The organism is Pseudomonas sp. MAFF 730105, assembly GCF_055380705.1.
Map to the genome: position 1 here is coordinate 6,223,838 of NZ_AP018438.1, position 14,063 is coordinate 6,237,900.

Consider the following 14,063-nt stretch of genomic DNA (forward strand, 5'->3'; position numbering starts at 1 on the left):
AGGAAATCGAATGGATCTGGTACTCGACCTGCTCGCCACCGTGTCCCGCTGGAGCCGCAGCAACCTGTCGGAAATCTCCCTGGCATTGGTCGGCTGCCTGCTGGTGCTGTTCGGCGCAGATATCAAGGCCTGGGTCGAACAACGCCTGGGCAGCATCGCCGGCGCGTTGCGCGTCCCGCTGATCGCCCTGCTGTGCATGATCGGCAGCGGCGCGGCGCTGATCTACGCCACGCCGTGGGTGGTGCGGGGGCTGAGCCAGTTCAACAACTACAGCCTCGCACCGGTGCTGTTGGTGGTGCTGGTATTGATCGGGGTGGTGGCGGACCGTCGCTGACCTTCGCAGCGCCCTGAAACAACTGTGGGAGCGAGCCTGCTCGCGATGAGGCCATCACAGTCAACATCCAGGTGACTGTCAGGCCGCCATCGCGAGCAGGCTCGCTCCCACATTGAACTGCGTATGGCTTAGGACTGCTTCTCGAACTTCAGATCCCAAACCCCATGCCCAAGCCGTTCACCACGGCGCTCGAACTTGGTGATCGGCCGTTCGGCCGGACGGGGCACGCACTTGCCGTCTTCGGCGAGGTTGCGATAACCCGGGGCGACGTTCATCACTTCCAGCATGTACTCGGCGTAGGGTTCCCAGTCGGTGGCCATGTGCAGCACACCGCCGACCTTCAACTTGCTGCGCACCAGCTCGGCGAATGACGCCTGGACGATACGACGCTTGTGGTGACGGCTCTTGTGCCATGGGTCCGGGAAGAACAGCATCAGCCGGTCCAGGCTGTTGTCGGCCACGCAACGGTTGAGCACTTCGATGGCGTCGCAATCGTAGACCCGCAGGTTGGTCAGCCCTTGGGTCAGCACGCCATTGAGCAACGCACCGACACCCGGACGGTGCACTTCCACGCCGATGAAGTCCTGCTCCGGCGCAGCGGCGGCCATTTCCAGCAGCGAATGGCCCATGCCAAAGCCGATTTCCAGCGAGCGCGGGGCCGAGCGGCCAAACACCTGGTCGAAGTCCACCGGCGCGTCGGCCAGGGGCAGGACGAACAGCGGCGCGCCCTGCTCCAGGCCGCGCTGCTGGCCTTCAGTCATACGCCCGGCGCGCATCACAAAACTCTTGATGCGGCGGTGTTGGCGCTCTTCGCCTTCGTCCGGCTGGACAGGCGTGTCGTTCGATTCAGTCATCAATGGCTCTTACTTGATCAGACCATCCAGCGGCGAGGAGGCGCTGGCGTAAAGTTTTTTCGGCATGCGGCCAGCCAGATAGGCCAGGCGCCCGGCGACAATGGCGTGTTTCATGGCTTCGGCCATCAGGATCGGCTGCTGGGCGTGGGCGATGGCGGAGTTCATCAGCACCGCTTCGCAACCCAGTTCCATGGCGATGGTGGCGTCGGATGCGGTACCGACGCCGGCATCCACCAGCACCGGGATCTTGGCTTCTTCAAGGATGATCTGCAGGTTGTAAGGGTTGCAGATCCCCAGGCCCGTACCGATCAGGCCGGCCAGCGGCATCACCGCGATGCAGCCGATTTCCGCCAGTTGCCGGGCGATGATCGGATCGTCGCTGGTGTACACCATGACGTCGAAACCTTCCTTGACCAGCGTCTCGGCGGCCTTGAGGGTTTCGATCACGTTGGGAAACAGGGTCTTCTGGTCGGCCAGCACTTCCAGCTTCACCAGGTTGTGGCCGTCCAGCAGCTCACGGGCCAGGCGGCAGGTGCGCACGGCTTCGATGGCGTCGAAGCAGCCGGCGGTGTTGGGCAGGATGGTGTAGCGATCCGGCGGCAGGATATCCAGCAGGTTCGGTTCGCCCGGGTTCTGGCCGATGTTGGTCCGACGCACCGCGACGGTGACGATTTCGGCGCCCGAAGCCTCGATGGCCAGGCGGGTTTCTTCCATATCGCGGTACTTGCCGGTGCCTACCAGCAAGCGCGACTGGTAGGTACGACCGGCCAGGACGAAGGGCTTGTCGCTACGAACGATGCTCATGGGAAATCCTCTGTTGGGATGAGGTTCTTGCGAAATGCTGCGAAACCGCTAGCCGCCGCCGATGGCGTGCACGACTTCAACCTGGTCACCCTCGTTGAGGGCGGTGTCGGCATGCTGGCTGCGCGGGACGATATCCAGATTGAGCTCCACCGCGACACGGCGTCCGGTGAGATCCAGACGGGTCAGCAGGGCCGCAACGGTTTCACCGTCGGGCAATTCAAAGGGTTCGCCGTTCAACTGAATGCGCATGCCGGATGCCGCCATCATTTTTAGGGGCTGGCATTCTAGCCCGATCAGCCTGGGCGACCCAAGCCATTCGTCATGAAATGGACCGGCCGGTCAACCCAGCCGCCAGGCGGCGAGCCCCAGGCACAGCCAACCCATCAGGAACGCCACACCACCGAACGGAGTGATAATGCCCAGCTTGCTGATACCCGTGAGCGTCAACAAGTACAAGCTACCGGAGAACAGCAGGATGCCGACCACGAAGGAAATGCCGGCCCAAGTGACGATGCGACCGGGAATGTGTGTGGCCAGCAGCGCGACGCCCAGCAACGCCAAGGTGTGCACCAATTGATAGGTGACGCCTGTATGAAAAATGGCCAGGTAGTCGGCGCTCAAGCGGTTCTTCAGACCATGGGCGGCGAAGGCCCCCAGAGCGACGCCCGTGAAGCCGAAAAAGGCAGCCAGCATCAGAAAGCTACGCAGCATGAGAACTCCAGTCAGACTCAGTGGACAGGGTCTGTATAATGGCCCGCTCGACGGGTTCGGCCAAGCCATCTCTATGCTGCGTACATTGTTTCGACGATTCCTCAAAGCCCTGCTCTGGTTCGCCGTCGGCAGCGTTGTCCTGGTGCTGCTATTGCGCGTGGTGCCACCGCCGTTCACAGCGCTGATGATCGAGCGCAAGGTTGAATCCTGGGTCGACGGCGAGCCGATCGACCTGCAACGCACCTGGCAGCCCTGGGACCGGATCTCCGACAGCCTCAAGGTGGCGGTGATCGCTGGCGAAGACCAGAAATTTCCCGAGCATTGGGGCTTCGACATCGGCGCGATCCAGGCCGCATTCGCCCATAACGGCCGCGGCGGTTCGATTCGTGGCGCCAGCACCCTCAGCCAGCAAGTTTCCAAGAACCTGTTCCTGTGGTCGGGCCGCAGCTGGCTGCGCAAGGGCTTCGAAGCCTGGTTCACTGCGCTGATCGAGGTGCTCTGGCCCAAGCAGCGGATTCTTGAGGTGTACCTCAATAGCGTGGAGTGGGACAACGGCGTATTCGGTGCCGAGGCCGCGGCGCGACACCATTTCCGCGTTGGTGCCGATGCCCTGTCCCGGCAGCAGGCAAGCCTGCTGGCGGCGGTACTGCCCAACCCTCGAAAATGGAGCGCCAGCCGGCCAAGCCCCTATGTACTGCGACGGGCAAGCTGGATACGCCAGCAGATGAGCCAACTGGGGGGCGATAGTTACCTGCTGGGACTCAATGACTCGCGACGGGCGCCCTGGGCTCAATAGCCGCCACACCACAGTTCCCTTGTGGGAGCGAGCCTGCTCGCGATGGCGGTGTGTCAGTCAGCAGTCATGTATCAGGTATACCGCTATCGCGAGCAGGCTCGCTCCCACAGGGGATGGCTTGCAGCACGGGACGCTCCGCGTCCCAAAGCGTGACGCGGAGCGTCACAGGATGCGTTCCCACGCAGAGCGTGGGGACGATCACACAACCAAAAACGCCCCGATCATCGCTGATCGGGGCGTTTTTTATTGCCGTGTGCCGGTTAAGCCGCAATCGACAACTTGAGCTTGTTCATCGCACTTTTCTCAAGCTGGCGAATCCGCTCCGCAGACACGTTGTACTTCTGCGCCAGGTCGTGCAGCGTGGCCTTTTCCTCCGCCAGCCAGCGCTGGTAGAGAATGTCGCGACTGCGCTCGTCCAGCACTTCCAAGGCTTCGTGCAGGTTGGTGTTGGAGTTGTCGCTCCAATCGGCGTCTTCCAGCTGACGCGCCGGGTCATACCGGTGGTCTTCCAGGTAGTTGGCCGGCGATTGGAAGGCGCTGTCGTCGTCCGCTTCAGCGGCCGGGTCGAAGGCCATGTCCTGGCCGGTCAGGCGACTTTCCATCTCGCGGACTTCACGAGGCTCCACACCCAGGCTTTCGGCCACCCGATGGACTTCTTCGTTGTTCAGCCAGGCCAGACGCTTCTTCTGGCTGCGCAGGTTGAAGAACAGCTTGCGCTGGGCCTTGGTGGTCGCGACCTTCACGATGCGCCAGTTGCGCAGGATGAACTCGTGGATTTCCGCCTTGATCCAGTGCACCGCGAACGATACCAGGCGCACACCCATTTCCGGGTTGAAGCGCTTGACCGCTTTCATCAGACCAACGTTGCCTTCCTGGATCAGGTCGGCCTGGGCCAGCCCGTAGCCGGAATAGCTGCGGGCGATATGTACGACAAAACGCAGGTGGGCGAGCACCATTTGCCGAGCCGCCTCAAGATCCTGCTCATAATAGAGACTCTCGGCCAGTTCACGCTCCTGCTCGGGTGTCAGCAAGGGAATGCTGTTCACCGTGTGCACATAGGCCTCCAGGTTCGCACCCGGGACCAGAGCATACGCAGGTTGCAAAGAAGTGGTCATACGAAAAAACCTCCGACTCACATAACTCGTGCAGTTCAGCACTGCGAAAATTGACCGGGAACCGTAGGACAAGTTCCCACAAAAACTGAAAGGTCAATACGCGCAAAATGACTCTATTTTGGCGCAAGCTCACGTAAGTGGCGTGCGACCGCAATCCATGCACCGATATAACCCAACAGCACCGCGCCAAGCAAGAGCGACAGACCGTCGGCGACTGGCACTCCGGCCAGCGCGAAATCACTGCCGTACAAACCGGCCAATCCCACTACCGCATCGTTCAGCCAGTCCAGGCCGAACGCCAATACGCCCCAGGACAGGATCCCGGCACCAAAGCCATACAGCGCGCCCATATAGAGGAAGGGTCTGCGCACATAACTGTCCGTGCCGCCGACGAGTTTAATCACTTCTATCTCGGTGCGGCGGTTTTCAATATGAAGACGAATGGTATTGCCTATCACCAAAAGTAATGCAGACACCAGAAGCACCGTCAGACCGAAGACAAACCGGTCGCCGAGCTTGAGGATCGCCGCAAGACGCTCGACCCAGACTAGATCAAGTTGCGCCTGTTGTACCTTCGGCAGTTCGGAAAGTCTTTGTCTTAATGCTTCAAGAGTCGGCTTGTCGACTTCCTTCGGCGTCACCAGAACCACGCCCGGCAATGGGTTTTCCGGCAGTTCCTTGAGCGCCTCACCCAGGCCGGACTGCTGCTGGAACTCCTCGAGCGCCTGATCGCGGCCGATGTATTCGGCATCGGCCACGCCCGGCATGGCTTTGATCTGCTCGAGCAGCGCCTGGCCTTCGCCCGGCGTCGCCTCCAATTGCAGGTACAGGGAGATCTGCGCCGCGCGCTGCCACGAGCCCCCCAGACGCTCCACATTATTCAGCAGTAATGACAGCCCCATCGGCAGACTGAGAGCGACCGCCATGACCATGCAGGTGAAGAAGCTGCCGATCGGCTGCTTACCCAGGCGCCGCAGGCTGTCGAGCAGGCTGGCGCGATGGCTTTCGATCCAGGCATGCAGCAGCGTGCCGAAGTCCGGGCCGTCGTCATCGTCGCGTTTTTTCTTTTGCGGTTGCGGGTCGGAGGCCTTGGGGGCCACGCGCTCGGCCACTTTCGGGCTGCGGGTTGCGCTCATACGCCAGCCTCCCCGTCACCGATCAAACGACCGCGCTGCAAGGTGAGCATGCGATGGCGCATGCGTGCGATCAGGGCCAGGTCGTGACTGGCGATCAGCACGCTGGTGCCCAAACGGTTGATGTCTTCGAATACGCCCATGATTTCCGCCGCCAGACGCGGGTCGAGGTTACCGGTAGGTTCGTCCGCCAGCAGCAAGGCCGGGCGGTGCACGATGGCTCGGGCGATGCCGACACGCTGTTGCTGGCCGGTGGACAGGTCGCCTGGGTACAGGTCGGTCTTGTCCGACAGGGCCACGCGTTCCAGAGCCGAATCCACCCGCTTGTTGATCTCGGCCTTGGACAGGCCAAGGATCTGCAAGGGCAACGCCACGTTGTTGAACACAGTACGATCGAACAGCAACTGGTGATTCTGGAATACCACGCCGATCTGCCGCCGCAGGTAGGGGATCTGTGCGTTGCTGATGGTGCTCAGGTCCTGGCCGGCCAGCAGCAACTTGCCGGTGGTGGGCCGCTCCATCGCCAGCAGCAGGCGCAGCAATGTACTTTTACCGGCGCCGGAATGGCCGGTAACGAACAGAAACTCACCTCGACGCACCCGAAAGCTCAGCTCATGCAGGCCGACGTGACCGTTCGGATAGCGTTTACCGACCTGTTCGAAACGAATCATGAATGCTCCCGCTCGGCAAACAGCGCCTGGACAAAGGGCTCGGCCTCAAAGGTACGCAGGTCGTCGATGCCTTCGCCCACGCCGATGTAGCGGATGGGCAGGCCGAACTGCTTGGCCAGGGCGAAGATCACCCCGCCCTTGGCGGTGCCGTCGAGCTTGGTCAGGGCCAGTCCGGTCAGTTCGACGGTCTGGTTGAATTGCTTGGCCTGGTTGATGGCGTTCTGGCCGGTACCGGCGTCCAGCACCAGCAGCACCTCGTGGGGCGCATCGGCATCGAGCTTGCCGATCACCCGGCGAACCTTCTTCAACTCTTCCATCAGGTTGTCTTTGGTGTGCAGGCGACCGGCCGTGTCGGCGATCAGCACGTCGATGCCACGGGCCTTGGCGGCCTGCACGGCGTCGAAGATCACCGAAGCGGAATCGGCGCCGGTGTGCTGGGCGATCACCGGGATCTTGTTGCGCTCGCCCCACACTTGCAGTTGCTCTACCGCGGCGGCGCGGAAGGTGTCGCCGGCGGCGAGCATGACCTTCTTGCCTTCGAGTTGCAGTTTCTTCGCCAGCTTGCCGATGGTGGTGGTCTTGCCGGCCCCATTGACGCCAACCACCAGGATCACGAACGGCTTGTTCTGTGAAGCGATCACCAGCGGCTGCTCCACAGGCTTGAGCAGGTTGCCCAGCTCGCTTTGCAGGGATTTGTACAGCGCGTCGGCATCGGTCAATTGTTTGCGCGCGACCTTCTGGGTCAGGCTCTGGATGATCACCGACGTCGCCTCGACGCCGACATCGGCGGTCAGCAGGCGGGTTTCGATGTCATCCAGCAATTCGTCGTCGATGACTTTCTTGCCCAGGAACAGGCTGGCCATGCCTTCGCCAATGCTGGCGCTGGTCTTGGACAGGCCCTGCTTGAGACGGGCGAAGAAACCGACCTTGCCTGGCTCGGAGGAAGGTGCCGGCTCGACGACGGTCGGTGTATCAGCCATGACGGGCTCGGCCTGGGGAGTGGCAGGAGCAACCATGGCTGACGGCACCTCGACGACAGGCTCCGCGACAGCTGGCGTCGGGGCTGGAATCGGCGGTGTGACATGGGGAGCCTGCGCATCCTCGACCAATGCCACCGGCTCTTCCGCCACCGGCAAGGTCAGCCAGGGGCTTTGCCCTACAGGCGGCGTCAGCGGTTGTTCGGCCGCCGGCGCGGTAACGGGCTCAGGCTCGGCCGGTTGCAGTACCGGTTCGGCCAGCGGCAGCACGATCGGCGCAGCGTCTTCGGCCACCGCCTCGGCGGCAGGTTCTGCGGCAGGCTCGGGCAGCGGTTGCGGCTGCTCGACGACGGTTTCCTGCGGCTTCTTGCGCAGCCATCCGAACAGGCCTTTTTTCTCGCCAGCCTCAGCTGGGGTCTTCTTGTCGTCGTTGGAACCAAACATGGAGGACGGCTATCTCACGGTAGCGATGCGCCACGAGGGCGCCTCGGTGATGAATATTCGATGCTGAACAGACTGCGTTTCATCCAGCTTGTTCACGCGCAACAGATTGTCGAAATGTCCCCAGGACATCTCATCGTCGATCTTTTCGAAGGACTGGCAAGGCATCGTCGGCGAAAACGCAGGGATCCACGGAAAAACCCGATGCTTCTGCGTAAAACCCGGACAACCCTGGGCCGATAAAACGCCCGATAGGCGTGGCCGCCAGTAAAACGGATCAGTATCCTAGCACCCTCTCGCCCGCCGACGCTAAGACCTAGCGGGCAGCCCAACAGGTTTAAACACGAATGAATGCTCTTGCCCGCCGCGTTGCAGGCCTGCTGTTCAGCACAGTTTGTCTGCCCCTTTCAGCCTTGGCTGCCGATCCACAACCCACCCATGAGTTCACCCTCGACAACGGCCTGAAGGTCGTGGTGCGCGAAGATCATCGTGCGCCGGTGGTGGTCTCCCAGGTCTGGTACAAGGTCGGCTCCAGTTATGAAACACCGGGCCAGACCGGTTTGTCCCACGCCCTGGAACACATGATGTTCAAGGGCAGCGAAAAAGTCGGCCCCGGCGAAGCGTCGCTGATCCTGCGGGACCTGGGCGCCGAGGAAAACGCCTTCACCAGCGATGACTTCACTGCTTATTACCAGGTGTTGGCCCGGGATCGCCTGGGGGTGGCCTTCGAGCTGGAAGCCGACCGCATGGCCAGCCTGCGCCTGCCGCCTGAAGAGTTCAGCCGCGAGATCGAAGTCATCAAGGAAGAGCGCCGCATGCGCACCGACGACAAGCCGATGTCCAAGGCCTTCGAGCGCTTCAAGGCCATGGCTTATCCGGCCAGCGGCTACCATACGCCAACCATCGGCTGGATGGCCGACCTGGACCGCATGACCGTCCAGGAACTGCGCCACTGGTACGAATCCTGGTACGCACCGAACAATGCCACCCTGGTGGTGGTCGGCGACGTGACACCGGACGAGGTCAAGGCCTTGGCCCAGCGCTATTTCGGCCCGATTGCCCGGCGTGCCGTACCGACGGCGAAGATTCCCCTGGAACTGGCCGAACCCGGCGAACGCCAGATCACCCTGCATGTGCAGACCCAACTGCCCAGCCTGATGCTGGCCTTCAACGTGCCGAGCATCGCCACCGCGACGGATAAGCGTTCGGTCAACGCCCTGCGGCTGATCTCGGCCTTGCTGGATGGCGGCTACAGCGGCCGGATTCCAACCCAGTTGGAGCGCGGGGAAGAACTGGTGTCCGGCGGTTCGTCGAGCTACGACGCCTACACCCGTGGCGACACGCTGTTCACCTTGTCGGCGGCGCCCAATACCCAGAAGAACAAGACCATGGCCCAGGCAGAAGCCGGCCTGTGGCGCTTGCTGGACCAATTGAAAACCACCGCGCCGACCGCCGAGGAGCTGGAGCGCGTCCGCGCCCAGGTGATCGCCGGTCTGGTGTACGAGCGCGACTCGATCACCAGCCAGGCCACCGCCATCGGCCAGCTGGAAACCGTCGGGTTGTCCTGGAAGCTGATGGACACCGAACTCGCCGAGTTGCAAAGCGTAACCCCGCAAGACATCCAGAAGGCAGCCCAGCTGTATTTCACCCGCCCGCGCCTGAGCGTTGCGCACATCCTGCCCGAGGAGAAAGCTCATGAGTGAGCGCAAATCATCACGCTTGCTGCTGATCGGCCTGGTGGTCATTACCCTGGTCGCAGCCTTGGCCTTCTATCTGTCCCCTGCCACTGATGTCACTGCCAGCCAGGCCCTGGATAACGCCAAGTCCGGCAACAAACTGCAATCGCTGGCGGAGCTGGACGGCAAGGCGCCCGGCCACCGCCAGCTCGACGTGCAAGCCTGGAAAACCGCCGACGGTGCCAAGGTGCTGTTCGTCGAGGCTCGCGAACTGCCGATGTTCGACCTGCGCCTGACCTTCGCCGCCGGCAGCAGCCAGGACGGCAACGCCCCCGGCCTGGCACTGCTGACCAACGCCATGCTCAACGAAGGCGTGGCCGGCAAGGACGTCAGCGCCATCGCCGAAGGATTCGAAAACCTCGGCGCGGACTTCGGCAACGGTGCCTATCGGGATATGGCCGTGGCCTCCCTGCGCAGCCTCAGCGCGGCGGACAAGCGTGAGCCGGCATTGAAGCTGTTCGCCGAAGTGGTCGGCAAACCGACCTTCCCCGCAGACTCCTTCGCCCGTATCAAGAACCAGATGCTTGCCGGTTTCGAGTACCAGAAACAGAACCCCGGCAAACTGGCGGGCCTGGAGCTGATGAAACGCCTGTACGGTGACCACCCTTACGCCCACTCCAGTGATGGCACCGCGCAAAGCATCCCGCCGATCACTCTGGCCCAGGCCCGTGCCTTTCACGCCAAGGCCTATACTGCTGGCAACGCAGTGATTGCATTGGTGGGAGACCTGTCCCGCGCCGAGGCCGAGGCGATTGCCAATCAGGTGTCCGCCGCGCTGCCCAAAGGTCCGGCGCTGGCAAAAACCCCATCGCCCGTGGAACCGAAGGCAAGCGTCAGCCACATCGAATTCCCGTCCAAGCAGACCAACCTGATGCTCGCACAACTGGGTATCGACCGGGACGACCCAGACTATGCGGCCGTGTCCCTGGGCAACCAGATCCTTGGCGGCGGTGGTTTCGGCACGCGATTGATGACTGAAGTACGGGAAAAACGTGGCCTGACCTACGGTGTGTATTCGGGCTTCACGCCGATGCAGGCTCGCGGCCCGTTCATGATCAACCTGCAGACCCGTGCTGAAATGAGCGAAGGCACACTCAAGCTGGTGCAGGATGTCTTCGCCGACTACCTGAAGAACGGTCCAACCGAGAAGGAGCTCGATGACGCCAAGCGCGAGCTGGCCGGCAGTTTCCCGCTGTCCACCGCGAGCAACGCCGACATCGTCGGCCAACTCGGGGCCATGGGCTTCTATGACTTGCCGCTGAGCTACCTGGAAGACTTCATTCGCAAGTCCCAGGCGTTGACGGTCGAACAGGTCAAGTCAGCAATGAACAAGCACCTGAGCACCGACAGAATGGTCATCGTCACCGCCGGTCCGACCGTGCCGCAAAAGCCGCTGCCGGCCCCCACTGACAAACCTGCCGAGCAACCGCTCGGGGTTCCGGAGCACTAATGGCCCGTCCATCGAATTCCAGCAAGAAACCCGCTCACAACGGCATCAATCAGCTGCGCATCATCGGCGGCGAATGGCGCAGCAGGCGCCTGAGCTTTCCCGATGCCCCGGGCTTGCGCCCTACACCGGACCGGGTGCGTGAAACCCTGTTCAATTGGCTCGCCCCCTACGTGCCAGGCGCCCGGGTTCTCGACCCGTTCGCTGGCAGTGGCGCGCTGTTTCTCGAAGCGCTGTCCCGTGGCGCCGCCATGGGCCAGGCCCTGGATGCCAGCAGCCTGGCGGTCTCCAGCCTGAAAGAACACCTGGGCACCCTGCGTTGCACGGTGGGCCAAGTGCAGACGGCCGACGCCTTGCGCTATCTGGACAGCCAACCGGCCAGTCCTTTCGACCTGGTGTTTCTCGATCCGCCGTTCAACCAGAACCTGTTGCCGACGGTCTGCGCGCTGCTCGAGGAACGCCAGTGGCTGGCCGAGGATGCCTGGGTCTACACTGAAAGTGAGACCGCTCCGTCGATCCTGGCTTTGCCGGGCAACTGGCGTTTGCATCGCGAGCAGAAGTCCGGACGGGTGTACTACGCATTGTGGCAACGCATGGCAGAAGCCGTTGGCTGACGGCTGGCCGCAGCATCGAGAACAATAATAATGGCCGCCGCATCTGAACGATTCATCCCCGCCAAGGGCCTAGGCAACCCGCACTTGCAAACCCTGTGGGGCCCGCTATGGCGCAAGACCACACACATCCCTCGTCAACGCGAGCGTTTGTGGCTGGACGACGGTGATTTCCTCGACCTCGACTGGCATGGCCCCCACAGCGCCAAGGCGCCGCTGGTGTTGGTGCTTCACGGACTGACGGGCTCCTCCAACTCGCCTTACGTGGCCGGTTTGCAACAAGCCCTTGGCCATCAGGGCTGGGCCAGTGTCGCGTTGAACTGGCGCGGCTGTTCAGGCGAACCGAACCTGCTGCCCCGCAGCTACCACTCCGGCGTCAGCGAAGACCTGGCCGCCGTCGTTGCTCACCTGCGAACGCGACGGCCCCTGGCGCCGCTGTTTGCGGTGGGTTATTCGCTAGGCGGCAATGTGCTGCTCAAGCACCTGGGAGAAACCGGCAGCGACAGCCAACTGCTCGGTGCCGTGGCGGTTTCGGTGCCGTTTCGTCTCGATCAGTGTGCCGACCGCATCGGGCAAGGGTTTTCCAGGTTCTATCAGGCGCATTTCATGCGGGAGTTGGTGGCTTACGTGCGCAATAAGCAACGCCGGTTCAAGCACGATGGACGTCACGAAGGGCTTGCCACCCTGGCGGCGCTGGGTCCATTGGAAAACATGCGCACCTTCTGGGATTTCGACGGCCGCGTGACCGCGCCGCTGCACGGCTTTTCCGACGCCTCGGACTATTACCGTCGCGCCTCCAGCCGCTATTACATGAGCGAAATCAACACCCCGACCCTGGTCATCCAAGCTGCCGACGACCCTTTCGTATTCCCCCACAGCCTGCCCCAACCCGACGAGCTGTCCGCCTCCACCCAGCTGGAACTGCATGCCCAGGGTGGGCACGTGGGATTTGTCGAAGGGACCTTGCGCTCACCCGGATACTACCTGGAGCGGCGCATTCCTCAGTGGCTGGCGAACCTGGGTCACGGATGAGCCGCCGCCAACACAACCCCCTGAGGGAGCGAGCCTGCTCGCGATAGCGGAGTGTCAGTCACTTCAATGCTGCTGACCCGCCGCTATCGCGAGCAGGCTCGCTCCCACAGGGACTAGCGCCAGCAGGAAGAAACACGCCGACTGCAAGGCCTCGCCCCGCCCCGCCTCGCTTTGCTTTTGCTTTTGCTTTTGATCTTCAGGCCCCGTTAACCACGCTGACCGAACGCAGGCATTGCGCAGTGGGCAACCCGGCATGGATGCCGGGTTAGCCGCGCTGGGCCATGGATGGCCCTTCGCGGCGGGCCCACGGAGCAATGCCGGAGTGAGGGCACACCGAGCCTAGGCGAGGTGCCGAGTGGTGGGGCCAAGCCTTTTTTGCTTACTTTTTTTGGCGTTTGAAAAAAAGTAAGCCGCCGTAAGGGCGGAACCCTAAGCCGCCGTTACCGCAGCAATGGATATGTACCCGGTCAAAAACACCAGGTGAGAGTGTCAGGTCGCCATTCGCAGCTATTCACCCTTCGCCACCCCACGCCCCGAATCATTAATCCACTCACTCCACGACCCGGCATACAACCTCCCCAACGGATACCCCGCCAGGCACAAGGCAAACAGGTTATGACACGCCGTCACCCCGGAGCCGCAATAAGCCACCAACTCAGTCGGCGAACGCCCCCCCATTTTTTCGGCAAAACGCTGCCTGAGCCGATCAGCCGGCAGAAAACATCCATCAGCGCCAAGGTTGTCGGTAAATGCCGCACATTGCGCTCCCGGGATGTGTCCGGCCACCGGATCGATCGGCTCGACTTCGCCCTTGAAGCGCGGCAACGCACGCGCATCCAGAAGCGTCATCTCCGCTTGGCCAAGGCGTTGTTGCAGCGCATCGGCGTCGAGCGACAGGGAATCATCCGGCGAACCGCTGAACGTCCCACGGTTACCCGTCGGCGGATCGAGGCTCAAGGGCAAACCATTGGCGTGCCAAGCCTTGAGTCCGCCATCGAGCAGGTACACACCCTCGCGTTTACCCAACCAGGCCAGCAACCACCAGGCCCGAGCCGCATAGGCACCGGGACCATCGTCGTACAACACGATGTCGCTGTCGTTGTCGATGCCCCAGGTCCGCAAGCGCTCCATCAACGCGCCGGGCTCCGGCAGCGGATGACGCCCGGTCACCCCCTTGATCACCGGGCCACTCAGGTCGCACTCAAGGTCCGCGAACGACGCACCGGCGATATGCCCCTCGGCGTAGCTGCGCTGGCCATAATCCGGGTCTTCCAGGGCGAAACGGCAATCGAGGATCACCAGCCCGGGCTGCGTCCTCCTCTGCTCGAGGGCTTGAGGGCTGATGAGTTGCGCGATGGGCATGGCGTGCTCCTGTGGCGGAATGAGTGGCCTGTAGGGTTC

15 protein-coding genes are annotated in these 14,063 nt (G+C 62.5%); 6 read left to right on the forward strand and 9 right to left on the reverse strand.

What is annotated here, in order from left to right; all coding sequences use genetic code 11:
* Positions 1-10: 10 nt before the first annotated feature.
* On the forward strand, positions 11-334 hold the full coding sequence (locus tag PCOSP_RS27440; protein ID WP_024778900.1) for a DUF3392 domain-containing protein: 324 nt from the start codon (positions 11-13) through the stop codon (positions 332-334).
* A gap of 128 nt (positions 335-462) precedes the next feature.
* Here the strand turns inward: PCOSP_RS27440 and trmB are convergent, their stop codons facing one another.
* The 4 genes from trmB to PCOSP_RS27460 all read right to left on the reverse strand — a co-directional run bounded on the left by trmB (position 463) and on the right by PCOSP_RS27460 (position 2,703).
* The gene (trmB, locus tag PCOSP_RS27445) at positions 463-1,188 is read right to left on the reverse strand and encodes a tRNA (guanosine(46)-N7)-methyltransferase TrmB (protein ID WP_139640894.1); all 726 of its coding nucleotides are present in this window, start codon (positions 1,186-1,188) and stop codon (positions 463-465) included.
* Between the two features lie 9 nt (positions 1,189-1,197).
* On the reverse strand, positions 1,198-1,992 hold the full coding sequence (locus PCOSP_RS27450; RefSeq protein ID WP_003177480.1) for a thiazole synthase: 795 nt from the start codon (positions 1,990-1,992) through the stop codon (positions 1,198-1,200).
* A 48-nt stretch (positions 1,993-2,040) separates the two neighbouring features.
* Complete coding sequence (thiS, locus tag PCOSP_RS27455; RefSeq protein WP_024778903.1) at positions 2,041-2,241, reverse strand: sulfur carrier protein ThiS; 201 nt, start codon at positions 2,239-2,241, stop codon at positions 2,041-2,043.
* Between the two features lie 90 nt (positions 2,242-2,331).
* The gene (locus PCOSP_RS27460) at positions 2,332-2,703 is read right to left on the reverse strand and encodes a DUF423 domain-containing protein (RefSeq protein ID WP_139640896.1); all 372 of its coding nucleotides are present in this window, start codon (positions 2,701-2,703) and stop codon (positions 2,332-2,334) included.
* A 73-nt stretch (positions 2,704-2,776) separates the two neighbouring features.
* On the opposite strand from PCOSP_RS27460, the gene mtgA reads away from it, so the two are divergent.
* Entirely contained in the window at positions 2,777-3,499 is a 723-nt protein-coding gene (gene mtgA, locus PCOSP_RS27465) for a monofunctional biosynthetic peptidoglycan transglycosylase (protein WP_055127828.1), read from the forward strand.
* Between the two features lie 260 nt (positions 3,500-3,759).
* Here the strand turns inward: mtgA and rpoH are convergent, their stop codons facing one another.
* The 4 genes from rpoH to ftsY form a co-directional block, all read right to left on the reverse strand.
* Positions 3,760-4,614: an RNA polymerase sigma factor RpoH gene (rpoH, locus tag PCOSP_RS27470; RefSeq protein ID WP_024778906.1), complete on the reverse strand. Its 855-nt coding sequence runs from the start codon at positions 4,612-4,614 to the stop codon at positions 3,760-3,762.
* A 113-nt stretch (positions 4,615-4,727) separates the two neighbouring features.
* Positions 4,728-5,750 (reverse strand): permease-like cell division protein FtsX, encoded by a 1,023-nt coding sequence (gene ftsX / locus PCOSP_RS27475; protein ID WP_139640900.1) that lies wholly within the window; start codon positions 5,748-5,750, stop codon positions 4,728-4,730.
* Positions 5,747-6,418, reverse strand: a complete 672-nt coding sequence (ftsE, locus tag PCOSP_RS27480) for a cell division ATP-binding protein FtsE (protein WP_024778908.1) — start codon at positions 6,416-6,418, stop codon at positions 5,747-5,749. Before ftsE ends, ftsX begins: the two co-directional genes overlap by 4 nt.
* Positions 6,415-7,839 (reverse strand): signal recognition particle-docking protein FtsY, encoded by a 1,425-nt coding sequence (ftsY, locus tag PCOSP_RS27485; protein WP_464709894.1) that lies wholly within the window; start codon positions 7,837-7,839, stop codon positions 6,415-6,417. The genes ftsE and ftsY overlap by 4 nt, the downstream gene beginning before the upstream one ends.
* Before the next feature lie 344 nt (positions 7,840-8,183).
* Between ftsY and PCOSP_RS27490 the strand changes: the two genes are divergently transcribed.
* The 4 genes from PCOSP_RS27490 to PCOSP_RS27505 are packed head-to-tail and all read left to right on the forward strand — an operon-like array spanning position 8,184 to position 12,662.
* Positions 8,184-9,539 carry a M16 family metallopeptidase gene (locus tag PCOSP_RS27490; RefSeq protein ID WP_139640904.1) on the forward strand — a complete coding sequence of 452 codons (1,356 nt, stop codon included), beginning with the start codon at positions 8,184-8,186 and terminating at the stop codon, positions 9,537-9,539.
* Entirely contained in the window at positions 9,532-11,022 is a 1,491-nt protein-coding gene (locus PCOSP_RS27495; RefSeq protein WP_464709895.1) for a M16 family metallopeptidase, read from the forward strand. The genes PCOSP_RS27490 and PCOSP_RS27495 overlap by 8 nt, the downstream gene beginning before the upstream one ends.
* Positions 11,022-11,633, forward strand: a complete 612-nt coding sequence (rsmD, locus tag PCOSP_RS27500; RefSeq protein ID WP_464709896.1) for a 16S rRNA (guanine(966)-N(2))-methyltransferase RsmD — start codon at positions 11,022-11,024, stop codon at positions 11,631-11,633. Before PCOSP_RS27495 ends, rsmD begins: the two co-directional genes overlap by 1 nt.
* 30 nt (positions 11,634-11,663) lie before the next feature.
* A complete protein-coding gene (locus tag PCOSP_RS27505; RefSeq protein ID WP_139640909.1) occupies positions 11,664-12,662 on the forward strand; it encodes a hydrolase in 999 nt (332 codons plus the stop codon).
* 507 nt (positions 12,663-13,169) lie between these two features.
* Here the strand turns inward: PCOSP_RS27505 and PCOSP_RS27510 are convergent.
* Positions 13,170-14,024: a sulfurtransferase gene (locus PCOSP_RS27510; RefSeq protein ID WP_464709897.1), complete on the reverse strand. Its 855-nt coding sequence runs from the start codon at positions 14,022-14,024 to the stop codon at positions 13,170-13,172.
* Between the last annotated feature and the right edge of the window lie 39 nt (positions 14,025-14,063).

Bases quoted from the DNA above. Each gene is read 5' to 3' on its own strand.
- ftsX (WP_139640900.1), bottom strand. From the start codon at position 5,750: ATGAGCGCAACCCGCAGCCCGAAAGTGGCCGAGCGCGTGGCCCCCAAG.
- ftsE (WP_024778908.1), bottom strand. From the start codon at position 6,418: ATGATTCGTTTCGAACAGGTCGGTAAACGCTATCCGAACGGTCACGTC.
- PCOSP_RS27510 (WP_464709897.1), bottom strand. From the start codon at position 14,024: ATGCCCATCGCGCAACTCATCAGCCCTCAAGCCCTCGAGCAGAGGAGG.
- PCOSP_RS27440 (WP_024778900.1), top strand. From the start codon at position 11: ATGGATCTGGTACTCGACCTGCTCGCCACCGTGTCCCGCTGGAGCCGC.
- PCOSP_RS27495 (WP_464709895.1), top strand. From the start codon at position 9,532: ATGAGTGAGCGCAAATCATCACGCTTGCTGCTGATCGGCCTGGTGGTC.
- PCOSP_RS27505 (WP_139640909.1), top strand. From the start codon at position 11,664: ATGGCCGCCGCATCTGAACGATTCATCCCCGCCAAGGGCCTAGGCAAC.
- trmB (WP_139640894.1), bottom strand. From the start codon at position 1,188: ATGACTGAATCGAACGACACGCCTGTCCAGCCGGACGAAGGCGAAGAG.
- PCOSP_RS27450 (WP_003177480.1), bottom strand. From the start codon at position 1,992: ATGAGCATCGTTCGTAGCGACAAGCCCTTCGTCCTGGCCGGTCGTACC.
- rsmD (WP_464709896.1), top strand. From the start codon at position 11,022: ATGGCCCGTCCATCGAATTCCAGCAAGAAACCCGCTCACAACGGCATC.
- rpoH (WP_024778906.1), bottom strand. From the start codon at position 4,614: ATGACCACTTCTTTGCAACCTGCGTATGCTCTGGTCCCGGGTGCGAAC.
- ftsY (WP_464709894.1), bottom strand. From the start codon at position 7,839: ATGTTTGGTTCCAACGACGACAAGAAGACCCCAGCTGAGGCTGGCGAG.
- thiS (WP_024778903.1), bottom strand. From the start codon at position 2,241: ATGCGCATTCAGTTGAACGGCGAACCCTTTGAATTGCCCGACGGTGAA.
- PCOSP_RS27490 (WP_139640904.1), top strand. From the start codon at position 8,184: ATGAATGCTCTTGCCCGCCGCGTTGCAGGCCTGCTGTTCAGCACAGTT.
- PCOSP_RS27460 (WP_139640896.1), bottom strand. From the start codon at position 2,703: ATGCTGCGTAGCTTTCTGATGCTGGCTGCCTTTTTCGGCTTCACGGGC.
- mtgA (WP_055127828.1), top strand. From the start codon at position 2,777: ATGCTGCGTACATTGTTTCGACGATTCCTCAAAGCCCTGCTCTGGTTC.